At 68.6% G+C, this 14,760-nt stretch carries 15 protein-coding genes; 5 read left to right on the forward strand and 10 right to left on the reverse strand.

Features of this window, described 5'->3' with window-relative positions; genetic code table 11:
- Positions 1–142: 142 nt before the first annotated feature.
- Positions 143–2,272: a S9 family peptidase gene (locus tag LDO15_RS11500; RefSeq protein WP_223978947.1), complete on the forward strand. Its 2,130-nt coding sequence runs from the start codon at positions 143–145 to the stop codon at positions 2,270–2,272.
- On the opposite strand, the gene LDO15_RS11505 is transcribed toward LDO15_RS11500, so the two are convergent.
- The 6 genes from LDO15_RS11505 to LDO15_RS11525 all read right to left on the reverse strand — a co-directional run bounded on the left by LDO15_RS11505 (position 2,269) and on the right by LDO15_RS11525 (position 7,534).
- A complete protein-coding gene (locus tag LDO15_RS11505) occupies positions 2,269–2,940 on the reverse strand; it encodes a peptide deformylase (protein ID WP_223978949.1) in 672 nt (223 codons plus the stop codon). The two genes, LDO15_RS11500 and LDO15_RS11505, sit on opposite strands and share 4 nt — an antisense overlap.
- A 9-nt stretch (positions 2,941–2,949) precedes the next feature.
- Positions 2,950–4,044, reverse strand: coding sequence for a hypothetical protein (locus LDO15_RS11510; protein WP_223978951.1), 1,095 nt, complete (start codon positions 4,042–4,044; stop codon positions 2,950–2,952).
- Between the two features lie 9 nt (positions 4,045–4,053).
- Positions 4,054–4,179 (reverse strand): hypothetical protein, encoded by a 126-nt coding sequence (locus tag LDO15_RS23385; RefSeq protein WP_263428126.1) that lies wholly within the window; start codon positions 4,177–4,179, stop codon positions 4,054–4,056.
- Positions 4,180–4,257: 78 nt separating this feature from the next.
- Positions 4,258–5,478, reverse strand: coding sequence for an NAD(P)/FAD-dependent oxidoreductase (locus LDO15_RS11515; RefSeq protein ID WP_223978953.1), 1,221 nt, complete (start codon positions 5,476–5,478; stop codon positions 4,258–4,260).
- On the reverse strand, positions 5,471–6,148 hold the full coding sequence (locus tag LDO15_RS11520) for a class I SAM-dependent methyltransferase (RefSeq protein WP_263428389.1): 678 nt from the start codon (positions 6,146–6,148) through the stop codon (positions 5,471–5,473). Before LDO15_RS11520 ends, LDO15_RS11515 begins: the two co-directional genes overlap by 8 nt.
- Positions 6,149–6,274: 126 nt before the next feature.
- Positions 6,275–7,534 carry a type III polyketide synthase gene (locus LDO15_RS11525; protein ID WP_223978956.1) on the reverse strand — a complete coding sequence of 420 codons (1,260 nt, stop codon included), beginning with the start codon at positions 7,532–7,534 and terminating at the stop codon, positions 6,275–6,277.
- A gap of 114 nt (positions 7,535–7,648) precedes the next feature.
- Between LDO15_RS11525 and LDO15_RS11530 the strand changes: the two genes are divergently transcribed.
- The 3 genes from LDO15_RS11530 (at position 7,649) to LDO15_RS11540 (ending at position 11,159) form a co-directional block, all read left to right on the forward strand.
- Positions 7,649–8,155: a helix-turn-helix transcriptional regulator gene (locus LDO15_RS11530; protein ID WP_223978957.1), complete on the forward strand. Its 507-nt coding sequence runs from the start codon at positions 7,649–7,651 to the stop codon at positions 8,153–8,155.
- Positions 8,152–8,583: a VOC family protein gene (locus LDO15_RS11535; RefSeq protein WP_223978958.1), complete on the forward strand. Its 432-nt coding sequence runs from the start codon at positions 8,152–8,154 to the stop codon at positions 8,581–8,583. The genes LDO15_RS11530 and LDO15_RS11535 overlap by 4 nt, the downstream gene beginning before the upstream one ends.
- Before the next feature lie 182 nt (positions 8,584–8,765).
- The gene (locus LDO15_RS11540; RefSeq protein WP_223978959.1) at positions 8,766–11,159 is read left to right on the forward strand and encodes an excinuclease ABC subunit UvrA; all 2,394 of its coding nucleotides are present in this window, start codon (positions 8,766–8,768) and stop codon (positions 11,157–11,159) included.
- A 66-nt stretch (positions 11,160–11,225) separates the two neighbouring features.
- Here LDO15_RS11540 and LDO15_RS11545 read toward each other — a convergent pair whose 3' ends face one another.
- On the reverse strand, positions 11,226–11,696 hold the full coding sequence (locus LDO15_RS11545; RefSeq protein WP_223987297.1) for a CocE/NonD family hydrolase C-terminal non-catalytic domain-containing protein: 471 nt from the start codon (positions 11,694–11,696) through the stop codon (positions 11,226–11,228).
- Here LDO15_RS11545 and LDO15_RS11550 point away from each other — a divergent pair.
- Entirely contained in the window at positions 11,638–11,838 is a 201-nt protein-coding gene (locus tag LDO15_RS11550) for a hypothetical protein (RefSeq protein ID WP_223978960.1), read from the forward strand. The two genes, LDO15_RS11545 and LDO15_RS11550, sit on opposite strands and share 59 nt — an antisense overlap.
- Positions 11,839–11,969: 131 nt before the next feature.
- On the opposite strand, the gene LDO15_RS11555 is transcribed toward LDO15_RS11550, so the two are convergent.
- Genes LDO15_RS11555 through LDO15_RS11565 form a run of 3 tightly spaced genes read right to left on the reverse strand, consistent with a single transcriptional unit; the run spans position 11,970 to position 14,703 of the window.
- A complete protein-coding gene (locus LDO15_RS11555; protein WP_223978961.1) occupies positions 11,970–12,746 on the reverse strand; it encodes a maleylpyruvate isomerase family mycothiol-dependent enzyme in 777 nt (258 codons plus the stop codon).
- The gene (locus tag LDO15_RS11560; RefSeq protein WP_223978962.1) at positions 12,746–13,573 is read right to left on the reverse strand and encodes a fumarylacetoacetate hydrolase family protein; all 828 of its coding nucleotides are present in this window, start codon (positions 13,571–13,573) and stop codon (positions 12,746–12,748) included. Before LDO15_RS11560 ends, LDO15_RS11555 begins: the two co-directional genes overlap by 1 nt.
- Positions 13,573–14,703, reverse strand: coding sequence for a cupin domain-containing protein (locus LDO15_RS11565; protein WP_223978963.1), 1,131 nt, complete (start codon positions 14,701–14,703; stop codon positions 13,573–13,575). The genes LDO15_RS11560 and LDO15_RS11565 overlap by 1 nt, the downstream gene beginning before the upstream one ends.
- Positions 14,704–14,760: the final 57 nt, after the last annotated feature.

A 14,760-nucleotide genomic window follows, 5' to 3' on the forward strand; every position in this document is an offset into this window, starting at 1 on the left:
ACCTTCATCCTATGCGCGGCGCCCGGAGCCGCCATGCGGGACTGCGCCCTGCGGGGCAGCCGCTCGAGGGCCTGTGTCCGCGCCGCACCGGTAACACGTGAGGTGTTTCACAGCGCGCGCACCAAGGGTTAGGCTCGCAAGCGTGAAATCTGAACATCTGCCGCTGCTCAATTCCGTCTCCGCCCCCGCCGTGCATCCCGACGGCTCCCGGGCCGTGGTGTCCGTGATCCGCCCGGACTTCGATGCCGACGCCTACGTGGGCCAGTTGTGGACTGTCCCGCTGGGCCCGGCCCCGGAGGCCCCGGTGTCAAGGAACGCGCAGTCAGAGGACGGGGATTCGGGAAACCGGGACTCGACAGATTCGGGCCGTCTGGATCCGGGCCAGCGGCCGCGTAGGCTGACGCGCGGTTTCCGTGACACGGCGCCGGACTTTTCGCCGGACGGCCAGGTCCTCGGATTCCTGCGCGCGGCGGCCGGCGGGAAGCCGCAGCTCCACGTGGTGGAAGCAGCAGGCGGTGAACCCCAGCCGCTAACGGCAGCTCCGCTGGGGGTGAGCTCCTTTGCCTGGTCACCCGATTCCCGCAGCATCGTGTTCAGTGCCAGGACCCCGGACGAGGGCAGGTACGGCAGCATCGACGGCGTCGGCGCAGGCAGTGAGGACGCCCGGCTGATCACCGATTTCCAGTACCGGATGAACGGCCTCGGCTACACGGCCGACAAGCCGCTGCAGCTGTTTCTCGTCGAGGTGCCGCAGCTGGACGCCGAACCGAAGGTGGCCCCGGCCGGACGCGCTTTGGAGGCTCTCGGCGCGGCAGCCGGGCCTGCGGAGTCAGCCGCCGGCCTGCTTCCGGTCGCCACGCAACTCACCACCGGGGCCGCCGACCATAACGGCGCCAGCTTCAGCGCCGACGGCGCCGCCATCTTCTTCACCGCGGCCCTTCACGAGGGCCGCGACACCGACCTCGCGAGCGGAATCTACTCGGTCCCGACCGCCGGCGGGCAGCCGCAGGCCGTCCTGCCGGCCAACACCGGACGGCAGGCCGTCAGTGCGGTGCGCCAGTCCGCCGACGGGCAGTGGCTGTTCTTCCTCGCCCAGGACCTGGGCGAATCCGGCCGCGACTTCGTGGCCAGGAACACCGCCCTTTACGCGATGCCGGCCGCCGGCGGAACCGCCACGGCGCTCAGCGACGTCGAGACCCTGGACCTGTCCGGCGGCAGCCGGATCGAGCTGCGCGGCGCCGCGGGCGCCCTGGTGCTGAACAATGCGCGCGGCACTGTGGAGCTGCACGAGTTCGACGCGGCGGGCGGCCACGCGGTGCTCCTGGCTGGCCCCCGGGTGGTGACCGGCGCCGCGGACGGCGGAGGGTCGCTGGTGCTGAGTTTCAGCGATCAGGCCACGGCCGGAGATGTTGGGGTGCTCGACGGCGGACAGATGCGCCGCCTGACGGATTTTTCCGCGCCGTTGCGGAGCGCTGCGGTCATCAGCGAGCCGCAGGAACTCACGTTGCCCTCGGCCGACGGGTACCCGGTCCATGGCTGGCTTGTGAAGCCGGCAGGCCCCGGGCCGCACCCGGTGCTGCTGACCATCCACGGCGGCCCCTTTGCCCAGTTCAGCGCGGCCTTCTTCGACGAGGCCCAAGTGTATGCCGGGGCCGGCTACGCGGTGCTCATGTGCAATCCGCGGGGTTCGGCCGGCTACGGCCAGGATCACGGGCGGTTCATCAAGGAGCGGATGGGAACCGTGGACATGCAGGACGTCCTCGCCTTCCTGGACGGCGCCGTGGCGAAGTTCGAGGACCTCGACGCCGACAACGTCGGAATCATGGGCGGATCCTACGGCGGTTACCTGACGGCGTGGACCATCAGCCACGACCACCGTTTCCGGGCGGCCATCGTGGAGCGCGGTTTCCTGGATCCTGTGAGCTTCACCGGTTCTTCGGACATCGGCTGGTTCTTCGGCGGCGAATACACCGGCACTTCGGCGGAAAGCATGGCGGCCCAGAGTCCCATGGCGCGCGTGCACAATGTTCGGACGCCGTCGCTGGTGATTCACAGCGAGGACGACCTTCGGTGCCCTGTGGAACAGGGCCAGCGGTACTTCACCGCCCTCAAGCAGTTGGGGGTCGAGACCGGTTTCCTGGTCTTCCCGGGCGAAAACCATGAGCTGTCGCGCTCCGGTACCCCGCACCACCGAAAGCAGCGGTTCGACGAGATCCTGAAGTGGTGGGCCCGGTACCTGCCATCCGCCGGGAATCCGGCGCCGCAGCCCTAGTCGTCCGTCGGGTCCGGCAGGAACCCGAGTTCCAGCCGGGCACGGCTGATGTCCGGTTGGGCCCAGCGGGCGGCATATTCGGCATTGTTGCTGATGGAGCGCAGCTCGGCCCGGTCCAGGAACAGGATCCCGTGGAGGTGGTCGGTCTCATGCTGGACGATCCTGGCCTGCCAGCCGGTGAAAGTCCGCTGCATCCGTGTCCCGTCCGGGGCCGCGAAGTCCAGCCGGACAGATTCCGGCCGCAGCACCGCAGCCTGCAGGCCCCCGATGGAGAGGCAGCCTTCGTAGAAGGCCAAGGAGGTGGTGCCGAGGGGCTGGTAGCGCGGGTTCAGCATGGCAAAGAACGGCAGCGGCTCACGCCCGCGAACGGCCGCAACTTCGGGATCTACGGCGAACTGGTCCTCCAGAACGGCGATCTGCAGCGGAATTCCCAGCTGCGGGGCCGCCAGGCCAACGCCCGGGGCCTTGTGCATCACGCTGCGCATGAGGTCGATCAGGTGACCGAGTTCGGCGTCGCTCAACTGGCCCTCGTACGGGGCCGCCACGTGCCGGAGCACCGGATGCCCCGCCTGGACAATGTGTGGAAGGATACCCGCGCCCAGAATCTCCTGGACGGCCTCCTGAATCCGGGCGGCGCTGAAATCGGTGGGCCTGGCGTCAAAGGACATGCCCTCAGACTACTGGCGACCGCAAGCCGTTGTAACAAATTCGTAGATCCGGCCGCGAAGTTTGTCGCCTGCGTCGATTTTCAGGACACCCTGCCTGCCCCCCACGCTGACCCGGAGCGGCAGGAGTGTGCCCACCTTGTCCTCCGCCACGGCGTGGGGATCACAGCGGGCGGGCCTGATGCCGAGCCGCAGTTCCACCGGGAAACCGCCTGCGCGGAGCGTCAGGTCATGCGGCCACGGGGCTTGCGGGGCCTCCGCCAGCAGGGTGGTTTCCTCAATCCGTTCCAGCACCAGCTCCCCGGCCGCGGCCGTCCCGCCGGCCGCGCGGGGTGTGATCAGCAGACGCACGACGGCGGTCCGCCCGTCCGCGGCGACCTCAAGGTCCGGAGCCAGCATCATGGCGGCCACGGCCGCGGCCGCCCGGGTCACGCACATCTCGGCGTTATTTCGCACCAGGACGCCGAACGGGTCGGCAGCCGGGGCCGTCGCGGCGGCAGCGGGCCCACCACTTTCCGGCCCACCACTTTCCGGCCCACCACTTTCCGGCACACCACTTTCCGGCACACCACTTTCCGGCACAGAACTCTCCGGCACAGAACTCTCCGGCAACATCAGCCGGAGGGACACCTGGGCGCTACCGTCGTCGCCCGATGCCGCTCCGGGCGCGGCCGGGGTTGGTGCGGGACTGCCGCATTCCGGAGCGGGCAGCGATGCCGGCAGGCTCTTCGTCTGGCCCGGCGGCAGCTCGATCCCGCCCGCGGTCGCCTGCCAGGTGATCTGTCCCGCGAAGAGAGGGCTGGTCAGTTCCGCGCCAAGGACCCTCAGGGCACCGCCCGTGGTGTTGGTCAGCTGAATTTCGATGATCTGTTTGGCGTAGTTGTCGCGGAACTGGCTGATCTCCGCCGTGACTGGCCCTGTGGCGGCGGTACCCGCCGTCGCAGCGGGCTGCGTCGCCGCGGGCTGCGTCGACGCCGGTCCCGCGGGTCCGCCGCCGGGACCCGCGCTGCAGGACGCGGCAACGCCGAGCACAGCCACGGCAGCCGCTGCGCGGCACCTGATGCTGAACACTGTGCGGCGGCGGCGCGCCGCGGGCAAGCCGTCCATGCGCACAGTCTATTCCGGGGTGCGCAGCCGGGTGCCGGGGTTCAGCATGTTCGAGGCCGTGTGGGAGGCCGGCCAGTCCCCGGGCCGCGTGGTGCCCAGGACCGCGATGATCAGCGCCGCTCCGCCTGATGGCATGCAGTTCAGTACACAGAGCTGTTCAGTCCACAGTGCAGTTCAGTCCACAGTGCAGTTCAGTACACAGTTCAGCTCAGCTCAGTGCATCGTGAACCGGCGGGCGATCCGGGAATTCACGGCCGGGACGGCAGCCACGCCCCCGATGGCCGTGTTTCGCACTGCCAAGAGGCCGTCTGTGAGGGGCCGGCCCAGGGCCATGTTGATTTCGGCCTGGCGTGCGGCCCTGGCAGCGGCCCTCAGCCGGGTCCGCTGGAATGCGCGCAGCCTCCCCGCCACATCCTCGCCGCGCACCGCCGCCGCCACGATCGGTGCCAGCGCAGCAGCATCCAGCCAGCCCAGGTTCATGCCCTGGCCGCCGATGGGACTGACCTCATGCGCAGCATCCCCGATCAGCACGGTCCGGCCGGCCACCATCCGGCGGGCCAGGCGTGTGCGGACGCCGAAGCTGCTGAGCATGCTGTTGGTGCCGGGGTCGATCTCTACCCCGGTCCGCTCGCGCACGCGCTGCATGAGCCAGCGGGCATCGGCGCGGTGGCCGTCGGCACTGAGAACACCAGCGCTGAAAACACCAGCGCTGAGAGGACCGTCAGTGAGGCCACCTGTGGAGTCGCTTGCAGTGATGTCGCCGGCGCCCAGCCGGACAACCCAACGGCGGAGCTGACCGGGCAACGGGAAGGACTCCACGATGCCGGCCCCGGCCAGGAACAGCGCGGCGTCCGGACCGAAACCGGTCCCGTCCGCGAAGTCTCCCATGACGTAGCTGTCCGGATAGTCCTTAACCCGTACGGCGATGCCTTGCAGGGCCCGCACCGTGGAGCGCACGCCGTCGGCCGCTATGACCAGCTGCGCTTCGCAGCGGACGGCACCGCGGGGGGTGACAACGTCAACGGTGACTGTGGCGCCGTCGTCGGACAGTCCCGTGAGGCGGACGGCCCGGTGCACGGCGCCGTCGTCGAGCTCATTGACGCGCCGTTCCAGCAGCGCCTCCGTCCGGCCCTGCGGCAGGGACAGGATGAACGGAAAACGGTCCGAGACACCCGCGAAGGACATCTCGGCGAGAGTCTTCCCGCGGGCCACGGCGATTCCGCGGCGGATGCGCACGCCCTCGGCCACAAGAGCCTCGCCGACACCTACCCGCGCAAGGGCGGCCAGCGCCGGAGGATGGATGCCGATGGCCCGCGAATGGGGATCCGGGGCGCTCCGCTGCTCCAGGACCTGCACGTCCACACCGTCCTGCAGCAGCAGCGCGGCCATGAACAGTCCCACCGGGCCGGCACCGATGATCAGCACATCAGCCACGGGACACCGGCCCCTTCCCGTGGTCGCCGAACGCGCGGTCCAGCAGCAACAGGTTCCGGAAGGGAGCACGGCGGGCAACCGTCCAGCCCGGGGGAGCGGCGGCGGCCAGCTCGGCGGCGGTGAAACTTCGCCGGATCGAAGTCAGCCCGTCCTGCCGGATGTAAGAGCCGGTGAACACCCAGGAGCCGGCAAAGAAGAGGGCATAGGCCGCGGGACTGCGGCGGAGGTCGTTGTGGATCACCGTGCCGCGGGACAGCCGGGCCGATTCCGCCAGGAACGCCGCCAGCCCGTCAAGGTGGTGCAGCACATGGTTAGAGACCACGAGATCGTACTTCCGGCCCTCGTCGAGCAGCTCGACGGCGGCCGCCTGCCGAAACGTGACGCCCGCCGACGCGTGGCGGCCCCGGGCAAACAGGCTGGCCCGCGGATCCGGATCAATGGCAGTGACCTGGAGGCGCAGGCCGTCCCGGGCGGCCCACCGGGCGAGCAACACGGAAACGTCGCCCCCGCCGCACCCGATGTCCAACAGGGACGTGGGGGAATCCGTGGACAGCCGCGGCCGCATCCAGGTCCGGTAGATGCCTCGCCAGCCGGCGACCGCGCGGTTGACGAGCGCGAACTGGGCATAGGTCCGCTCAAGCCGGGCGGGATCACAGCCGGGGAGGTCCATTTCCTCCACGGCGTCGGACGCGCGGTCCCGCAGAAGGGCCGCGCGGAGCCGTGCAGAGCTGGCCAAGAGGCCCGCCCGATTGGCGCCGAAGGGGTTGGCGCTGAAGGATTTCAGTGTGGCCCGCTCTCAGGCCCGCACCGATACTGGCTGCGCCGGCTCCGCCCCGGCGCCGTCGGCGGCGGAAGTTTCTGAGCCGGAAGCCGGGGTGGCACCCCGTGGAGCCTGCAGCCGCGTGAAGAGCGCCGTTTCCACCGTCAGGCCCGGACCGAAGGCCATCGAACAGATCCGCTGCTCACCCGGGTTGACTGCAGCGTCGCCCGTGCCATTCTGGCCGTCGTCGGCGGCCGGCAGGTCCAGGATGTGCCTGATGACGAACAGGACGGTGGCGCTGCTCATGTTGCCGAAGTTTCGGAGGGTTTCGCGGGCGGGGACCAATTGTTCATCGCTCAGGTCCAGCCTGGACTGGACCTTGTCCAGGATGCTTCGGCCGCCCGGGTGGATCGCCCAGTGCTGGATGTCGCGGTAGGGCAGCCCGTGCAACGAGCTGTCCCGTGACAAAAGCGGCTCGAGGGCGCCGATGATGTGGTCGTCAATGATGTGCGGGACGTAGTTGCCCAGGACCATTTCGAAGCCTTCGTCGCCGATGTTCCACGCCATGGATTCTTCCCCGACGGGTGTCAGGACGGTTTCGAAGTGGTCCAGCCGCAGCAGCGCGGGTTCGCCGGGGATGTCCCGGGCGGTGACGATGGCTGCGGCGGCACCGTCGGCAAACAGTGCCGATCCCATGATGGTGTCGGGATCATTGGAGGTCCGCACGTGGAGCGAGCAGAGTTCGGCGCAGACCACCAGCACCACCGCTTCGGGATCGGCCTCGCAGAAGGACTTCGCGGCCCGGAGCGCGGGGAAGGCGGCGTAGCAGCCCATGAATCCCAGGTGGTAGCGCTGAACGGCAGGATTCAGGCCGAGGGCCCGGACGATCTTGTAGTCCGGGCCCGGATTGAAGAATCCGGTACAGGAAACGGTGACCAGGTGGGTGATGTCCGGGACGTCGACGCCGGGGCACGCGGCGAGCGCCTTTTGGGCGGCTTCTATGAAGAGCTTGGTGGCCTCCGTGGCGAAGATGTCGTTCCGGACCTTGGTGCTGGGGCTGAGCAGCAGGCCCGTGGCAGGGTCGAAAAACTGGGGATCCTGTGCCCGGCTCTCTGTGGTGAGTTCCTGGACCGCCGTGTGCCGGGTGTCGATGGCTGCCGAGTCAAAGCACGTGTTGACGAGCCGGGAACCGAGCCGCGTCAGGCCCGGCTGGGCGGCGAACACGGCCCTGGCCTCGGGCTGGATCAGGATGGTTGGCGGGACTGCAGTTTCCAGAGACCTCAGGTTGACCGTCATGGTTCATTCTCAGCGAGCCCGCCGCTAAAGACAATGGATCGGCCGGAGATTCGGGGGTGCCTGCCGCACTGGACAACACCGCCGCGGCGTAGCACCATCACACATGTGACACGCATGCCCGCCACCGATCCACAGCTGCTACCGGAGCCACAGCAAAGAGACGAACAGCGCCGTGACGAAGAGCGACGTGACGAACAGCGCCTGCTCGACCTCGCGCGGCTGCGCCGTGTCCGCGACCGGATGGACCGGGAGTACGCGCAGCCGCTCGACGTCGAGGCCCTGGCCCGTGGAGCACACATGTCGGCCGGGCACCTCAGCCGCGAGTTCCGCCTTGCCTACGGCGAGTCACCCTACAGCTACCTCATGACGCGGCGCATCGAGCGCGCGATGGCGCTCCTGCGTCTCGGCGAGCTCAGCGTCACCGACGTCTGCTTCGCCGTGGGCTGCCTGTCCTTGGGAACCTTCAGCAGCCGCTTCACCGAACTGGTGGGAGTGCCGCCGAGCGTCTACCGGCGCAAGGCGGCGCAGGCGACGGCGGGGATGCCGTCCTGCGTGGCGAAACAGGTGACCAGACCGATCAGGAATCGAGAAGCGCCCGCCCCCGAGCCGCAACTAGCATGAACGCCATGGACATCTCAATTCACTCAAGTTTCCTTCCGCACAACGACCCGGACGCCTCCCTCGCCTTCTACCGCGACATCCTCGGATTCGAGGTCCGCAACGACGTCGGATACGGCGGGATGCGCTGGATCACGGTCGGCCCCGCCGGCCAGCCGGGCACCTCGATCGTCCTCGAGCCGCCAGCCGCCGACCCCGGCGTCACCGACGACGAACGCCGCACCATCGCAGAGATGATGGCCAAGGGCACCTACGCCAGGGTCCTCCTGGCCACCACCGACGTCGACGGTACGTTCGAGCGGCTGCAGGCCGGCGGTGCCGAGGTGGTCCAGGAACCGACCGAGCAACCGTATGGGGTCCGCGACTGCGCCTTCCGCGATCCCGCCGGCAATCTGATCCGCATTCAAGAGCCATCCCCGCAGACGCGCTGAGCCCGCGCCGAACGCGCCGACCTTCCCGGCGCGGGCTGACGGCGCGGGACTGGTTAGGACCCGGGCTGGTTAGGACCCGGGCTGGTTAGGACCCGGGCTGGTTAGATCCCGGGCTGGTTAGATAGAGCACAGCGACACCGAGGGAGACCGCGAAGGCGGCCCCACTGACAGATGGAGACACCATGAGTATGGCCACGGGGACGGACACGGAGTCGCCCGAGCAGCACGCTGCCGACACCCACGACCTGATTCGGGTGCAGGGCGCCCGCGAGAACAACCTCAAGGACGTCAGCCTCGAGATCCCGAAGCGCCGGCTGACGGTGTTCACCGGCGTCTCCGGCTCGGGCAAGAGCTCGCTGGTGTTCGACACGATCGCCGCAGAATCACAGCGCATGATCAACGAGACCTACAGCGCCTTCGTGCAGGGCTTCATGCCGACGCTGGCGCGGCCGGACGTTGACCTGCTGGAAGGCCTGACGACGGCGATCATCGTCGACCAGGAGCGGATGGGCGCCAACCCCCGCTCCACCGTCGGCACCGCCACCGACGCCAACGCCATGCTCCGCATCCTCTTCAGCCGGCTCGGGCAGCCGCACATCGGCCCGTCCACCGCGTTCTCCTTCAACGTCCCGACGCGCAAGGCGAGCGGCGTGATGAGCACGGAGAAGGGCGGCCGGGTCGAAAGGAACGTGGTGCGCGACGTCGTCTACCAGGGCGGCATGTGTCCGCGCTGCGAGGGGATGGGCTCGGTCACCGACTTCGACCTCGCCGCGTTGTATGACGACACCAAGTCCCTCAGCGGAGGCGCTCTCACGATCCCCGGCTACAGCATGGACGGCTGGTACGGCCGCATTTTCAGCGGTTCCGGCTTCTTCGACATGGACAAGCCGATCAATAAATTCACTAAGAAGCAGTTGGACGACCTGCTCTACAAGGAGCCGACCAAGATCAAGGTCGAGGGCATCAACCTCACCTATGAGGGCCTGATCCCCAAGATCCAGAAGTCCATGTTGTCCAAGGACGTCGACGCCCTGCAGCCGCACGTCCGCGCCTTCGTCGAGCGGGCGATCACCTTTACCACCTGCCCCGAGTGCGGCGGCACCCGGCTGAGCCAGGAGGCCCTGTCCTCGAAGATCGACGGGAAGAATATTGCGCAGGCCTGCGCCATGCAGATCAGCGACCTGGCCGAGTGGGTCCGGGGTCTCAGCGAGCCGTCGGTGGCCCCGCTGCTAACCGGGCTGCAGCATATCCTCGACTCCTTCACGGGGATCGGTTTGGGCTACCTCTCGCTCGACCGGCCGGCCGGCACCCTGTCCGGCGGAGAGGCGCAGCGCACCAAGATGATCCGTCATCTGGGCTCCTCGCTGACCGACGTCACCTACGTCTTCGACGAGCCGTCGATCGGCCTGCATCCCCACGACATCGAGCGGATGAACGCGCTGCTGCTCCAGTTGCGGGACAAAGGCAACACCGTCCTCGTCGTGGAGCACAAACCGGAGATGATCGCGATCGCCGACCGCGTCGTCGACCTCGGCCCCGGCGCCGGAACAGGGGGCGGCACCGTCTGCTTCGAGGGCACCGTGGAGGGGTTGCGCGGCAGTGACACGATCACGGGCCGCCATCTCGACGACCGTGCGGCCATCAAGGATGCGGTGCGTTCGTCTTCCGGCGCCCTGGAGATCCGGGGCGCGTCGATGCACAACCTCAAAGACGTCGACGTCGACATTCCGCTGGGGGTGCTCTGCGTGGTCACGGGTGTCGCCGGCTCCGGGAAGAGTTCGCTGATCCACGGCTCGATTGACGGCCGCGACGGCGTGGTGGTGGTCGACCAGGGCGCGATCCGTGGCTCGCGGCGGAGCAACCCCGCCACGTACACGGGGCTGCTGGACCCGATCCGCAAGGCGTTCGCGAAGGCCAACGGTGTGAAGCCGGCGCTCTTCAGCTCCAACTCCGAGGGCGCCTGCCCTACGTGCAACGGCGCCGGAGTCATCTACACGGATCTTGGCGTCATGGCCACCGTCGAATCCACCTGCGAGGAATGCGAGGGAAAGCGTTTCCAGGCGTCCGTGCTGGAGTACAGGCTGGGCGGCCGGAACATCGCCGAGGTTCTGGAGATGCCGGTGACCGAGGCTGAGGAATTCTTCAACGACGGCGGAGCGAAAACGCCGGCCGCCCACAGGATCCTGGACCGGCTCGCCGACGTCGGCCTCGGCTACCTCACCCTCGGCCAGCCGCTCACCACCCTGTCCGGCGGCGAGCGGCAGCGGCTGAAGCTGGCCACCCAGATGGCCGAAAAGGGCGATGTCTACGTCCTTGACGAGCCCACCACCGGCCTGCACCTCGCCGACGTCGAGAACCTGCTCGGCCTTCTGGACCGGCTGGTCGACTCCGGCAAATCGGTGATCGTCATCGAGCACCACCAGGCGGTCATGGCGCACGCCGACTGGATCATCGACCTCGGCCCCGGCGCCGGTCACGACGGCGGCCGCCTCGTCTTCGAGGGCACGCCCGCCGACCTCGTCGCCGGCCGTGCCACGCTCACCGGACAGCACCTCGCGGCCTACGTCGGCGCCTGAGGCTTCCGCCGGCCGCTGCCGCACCAAAACCGGGGGAGCGGCAGGCAGCGGGCCGGCCCGCCGGGATCAATCCGCCTGGCTGTTGGCTGCCTGTCCTTCGGCCCGCGTGCGCGCGGTGAACGGCAGCACCAGCCGGGAGGGGTGGGCTGCGTCGCGGTAGATCTTGTGGGTGACGGGACGGCCTACGGGCAGGTGGAAGGCATCCGGCGGCAGCAGCGCGTTGTGCTCGTCGGCGAGAGGCTCGCCATTGGACAGTTCCACGGTCAGCGCGTGGCCGGGCCTGAAGGTGTTCGCGAACGGGTAGAGACGCAGCACATATTCCTCGATGGTGCCGGGCGCCACCGGGACGGAGCGGGTGTGCGGGTGTATCGGGCTGCCCTCGGTGCTCCTCTCGTCGAGCTCACGGTGCGAGGCCTTGAGGTAGCCGCTCGTGATGAGCTGGCGCCTGCCGTTGGGGGCGTAGTCCCAGAGGCGCAGGATGAAGTTGGTGTCCGGCTGGTCGATCTCGGCGAAGATGTGCGCGGCTCCGGTGCCGATCTCCGCCGGCTACTCCCTGGTCTTCTTCTGGGCCGCGGGCGTCGCAATTCTGATCGTGCCGATTGCCCTGGCCCTCATCACCATCGACCGCGGGAAGTTCACCGGAACACAGGGCGACGCGCCAGTCGTCCACCTGGTCTGACACCGGCCTCCGTGCCGCCCCGGCCCCTCACGGGCAGGGCGGCGCGGAGGTCACACGGTCGTTAAACCGGGAAAGCCCCCTCGATGAGGGGGCTTTCCTGGCTTAATGCTGACACTGTGGCACCGACGTGCTCAGATCCACTTCGGTGCGGCCGGAACTCTGCCGTTTGATGTTGCAGTGCCGTTGGATCCTGCGGGTCCGGTGGTGGTGGCGGTGACGCCGCTGCTGCCGCGGCCGGCGGCCCATTCGACGACTGCCGCCAGCGGTCCGGAGACGACCGTGGGGGAGTCCGACGTCGTGTCCCCGACCGTGAGGGCCTGGTCCGTTACCCGGAGCACGAGCCCCTTGTCGGTGCCGCGGGTCTTCCAGGCGCCGGTGATGTCGCGCAGGAGCCGTTCGAGGACGGGTGCCGGGATGTCGCGGAAGCTGGCGCCGTTGTCGAGGTCGATGGCGTGCATCCAGACTTCGCGGCTGCGCATCCAGACCGTCTCCGTGGCCGGCACTTCGCGGCCCTGGATGGTCCGGACTTTGTGGTGCCACGCGTCCTCGGGCAGGTCCCGCCATTCGACGTTCAGGTGTACGGCGGAGTGGTCAAAGAGGTGCCGCAGCGCGATCGGGCTCAGCGTGGCGCCGAAGCCGATCTCATGGTCCCGGACCTCGGTGGAGGGATACATCGGGGTCTCGACGCCGGTGGCCGCCCACTCAACCAGCCGGGCGATGGCCCGGGCGTTGTAGCCGATGTGCGCGGTGATGTGGCGGCGGGTCCAGCCCGGCAGCAGCGAGTCGCCGTCGAGCTCCGCGTCACTGAGCTCGTTGAGCTTGCGGGCGAAGAACGCCGTACCCCGGCGCGCCTGCAGCAGGGCCGCGAGCAGCTCCGGGTCGCTCGTCTGGTCGTGGCGGGCAACCATCAGGCTTCCTTGATGACGCGGTTCTTCAGCTGTCCCAGTCCCTCGATGGTGGTGACCAGGAGCTGGCCCTCCTGCAGGTAGCGCTTCGGGTCCTGGGCGTGGCCCACGCCGCCGGGGGTGCCGGTGGCGATGACGTCGCCCGGGTTGAGCGTGATGATGGTGGAGATGTAGGAGACCAGGTATTCGGGGGTGAAGACGAGGTCGCCGGTGGGGGTCTGCTGCTGGATGTCGCCGTCGACCGCGGAGGTCATCAGCGGGCCGGCGGTGAACTCGTCCTTGGTGACCAGGGCCGGTCCGAACGGGGTGGACTTTTCCCAGGTCTTGCCCTGCAGCCACTGGATGGTGCGGAACTGGTAGTCGCGCATGGACACGTCGTTCAGGACGGCGTAGCCGGCGATGTGGGCCGGGGCGTCGGATTCGCTGATCCGGCGGCCCTTTTTGCCGATCACGACGGCGAGTTCGGCCTCCCAGTCGACCGCGTCGGATTCCTGCGGGAGGGCCAGGTCGTCGTTGGGGCCGATCAGGGATTCCTGGTACTTGGCGAACAGGGTGGGGAATTCGGGGACTTCCCGGCCCATTTCCTTGATGTGGTTGCGGTAGTTGTGGCCCACGCAGATGATCTTGCCGGGGGAGGGGACGACGGCGTCGAGGTCTGCGCCCTCGAGCGGGTGCGTGGCGCCGTTCGCGTTCTGCGCGGTCGCTTCCCAGCCTTCTGACCGGAGCAGCGCCCCGACGTCGGCGAAGCCGTCGATCTCGGTCAGGGTGTCGCCGTCCTGGCGCACAGCCTTCGTGGTGCCGTTCCCGGTGCGGAGGGTGAGGAGTCTCATTACTTGGTGCGTCCTTCGATGTAGGTGCGGTTGAAGTTCAGCCGTTCGAAAATGGGGGCGTCGCTGAAGCGGAAAAGATCGAAACTTGTGTCGGCCTGCAGGGACCAGGCGGCCCAGGACGGGACGACGAAGAGGTCGCCCTTGGCCAGGGTCCTGGTTTGGCCGTTCAGGACCACGGAACCGGTCCCTTCGAAGACCTGCCAGACGCTGGAGCCGACCTCGCGGACGGTATCGGTGGTGGCGCCGGCGCGGAGCCGGTGGAACTCGGCCCGGATGGTCGTCATCACATCCCCGCCGGTGGTGGGGTTGGTGTAGCGGACGGCGGCGTGGCCCTGGGACACGGTGGCCGGGTGGCCCTCGTCCTCGAGCAGCAGCTGCTCGGTCAGGGCGCGGTCCGTGTATTCCCAGCGGTACGCCGCGATGGGGGAGCTCGTGGTGTCATCCAGCCCGGAGAGCGGCCGCAGGCCGGGGTGGGCCCAGAGCCGTTCGGAGCGGGAGATGTCCGGGGTGGCCTCGTCGGTGACGCGCTCGGTGCCGAACTCGAAGAACCCGGCATCGGCGTAGTGCACGAACGGGATGTCCAGGCCGTCGATCCAGGCCATCGGCTGATCGGTGTCGTTGTGGTGGCCGTGGAAGTTCCAGCCCGGCGTCAGCAGGAAATCGCCGCGGGACATCCGCACCGGGTCCCCGTTCACCACCGTCCAGACCCCTTCGCCCTCGACGACGAAGCGGAACGCGTTCTGCGAGTGCCGGTGCTCCGGGGCGGTCTCGCGGGCACCGAGGTACTGGATGGCCGCCCACAGCGTGGGGGTCGCATACGGCGTGCCGGCCAGGCCCGGGTTGGCCAGCGCGATGGCCCGGCGTTCCCCGCCCCGGCCCACCGGAACCAGATCCCCGGCACGGGCCGCCAGCGGATACAGATCACTCCACTGCCACACGTGCGGCACCGCCTTCGGCGACGGGACCATCGGCATCAGGTCCGCGATCTCGGTCCACAGCGGGATCAGGTTCTCCCGGTCAAAATCCCGGTACAGCTCCTTGAGCTGGGCGGCTTCTTCGGGCGTCGGCTCGGGAGCAGTGTGCCCCGCGGCCACTGATTCATGAGTCGTGTTCTCGGCGCTGATGGACACGTGGGCCTCCTCGGTAGGTCAGAACAGTTTCTTGGCGTAGTTCGACTCTACGGATGC

Origin of the sequence: Arthrobacter sp. NicSoilB8, from assembly GCF_019977355.1 — a bacterium.
Lineage (GTDB): Bacteria > Actinomycetota > Actinomycetes > Actinomycetales > Micrococcaceae > Arthrobacter.

Excerpts from the sequence above, each read along its gene's own strand:
- LDO15_RS23385 (WP_263428126.1), bottom strand. The coding sequence starts at position 4,179 with ATGCCATCAGGCGGAGCGGCGCTGATCATCGCGGTCCTGGGCACCACG.
- LDO15_RS11540 (WP_223978959.1), top strand. The coding sequence starts at position 8,766 with ATGAGTATGGCCACGGGGACGGACACGGAGTCGCCCGAGCAGCACGCT.
- LDO15_RS11525 (WP_223978956.1), bottom strand. The coding sequence starts at position 7,534 with ATGACGGTCAACCTGAGGTCTCTGGAAACTGCAGTCCCGCCAACCATC.
- LDO15_RS11510 (WP_223978951.1), bottom strand. The coding sequence starts at position 4,044 with ATGGACGGCTTGCCCGCGGCGCGCCGCCGCCGCACAGTGTTCAGCATC.
- LDO15_RS11560 (WP_223978962.1), bottom strand. The coding sequence starts at position 13,573 with ATGAGACTCCTCACCCTCCGCACCGGGAACGGCACCACGAAGGCTGTG.
- LDO15_RS11505 (WP_223978949.1), bottom strand. The coding sequence starts at position 2,940 with ATGTCCTTTGACGCCAGGCCCACCGATTTCAGCGCCGCCCGGATTCAG.
- LDO15_RS11550 (WP_223978960.1), top strand. The coding sequence starts at position 11,638 with ATGAAGTTGGTGTCCGGCTGGTCGATCTCGGCGAAGATGTGCGCGGCT.
- LDO15_RS11555 (WP_223978961.1), bottom strand. The coding sequence starts at position 12,746 with ATGGTTGCCCGCCACGACCAGACGAGCGACCCGGAGCTGCTCGCGGCC.
- LDO15_RS11535 (WP_223978958.1), top strand. The coding sequence starts at position 8,152 with ATGAACGCCATGGACATCTCAATTCACTCAAGTTTCCTTCCGCACAAC.
- LDO15_RS11520 (WP_263428389.1), bottom strand. The coding sequence starts at position 6,148 with ATGGACCTCCCCGGCTGTGATCCCGCCCGGCTTGAGCGGACCTATGCC.
- LDO15_RS11530 (WP_223978957.1), top strand. The coding sequence starts at position 7,649 with ATGCCCGCCACCGATCCACAGCTGCTACCGGAGCCACAGCAAAGAGAC.